This window comes from Haloferax sp. KTX1 (assembly GCF_902410085.1).
In the GTDB taxonomy this organism is placed as follows: Archaea; Halobacteriota; Halobacteria; order Halobacteriales; family Haloferacaceae; genus Haloferax; species Haloferax massiliensis.
In genome coordinates this window covers 1-457 of record NZ_CABPRH010000158.1, presented here as the reverse complement: position 1 = coordinate 457, position 457 = coordinate 1, and the positions used below count along the sequence as shown (strand labels likewise).

1 protein-coding gene is annotated in these 457 nt (G+C 69.1%); it reads right to left on the bottom strand.

Features of this window, described 5'->3' with window-relative positions; all coding sequences use genetic code 11:
- A partial coding sequence (locus FY251_RS22745; RefSeq protein ID WP_222847887.1) for a hypothetical protein occupies positions 1-457 on the bottom strand: 457 nt, incomplete at both ends.

Here is a 457-nt window from a genome sequence, read left to right as displayed (position 1 = left end):
CCGCCATGGGCTGCGCGCCCGCCTGGTCAGATTGGGCGAAGCCGGTCTCGGGGTAGGTCTGGAAGTCCGGCAGCACCGATGCCTTCTTCTGCAGCCATGTCTGGCTGGAACTGCGCAACAGCTCCGTCACGGTCCGGTCGCTGTTGGCCTCGGAGTCCACCCTGATGGGCGAGGCCCAGGTCATGGTGAGCTGGTTCATCGAGGCCGTTATGGGCGAGTCCGGGTTGAGCTGGTCCCCGCGCAGGTCCGGCGCGAAGGGATAGGGCTGCATCCGGATCTCGCGGAACCGGCGGCCGGAGACCGTCCGGGTGACCGGCAGCGGGACGGTCGCGTTGCGCCCATCCGCCACCAGCCGGTCGCGCACGGTCAGGCCGTGATGCTTCAACCACTGGCTGACGCCGGACTCATGCCGGCTGGCCCGCAGTGAGCGGCCGACCGTCACCTGATAGGGCGAGGT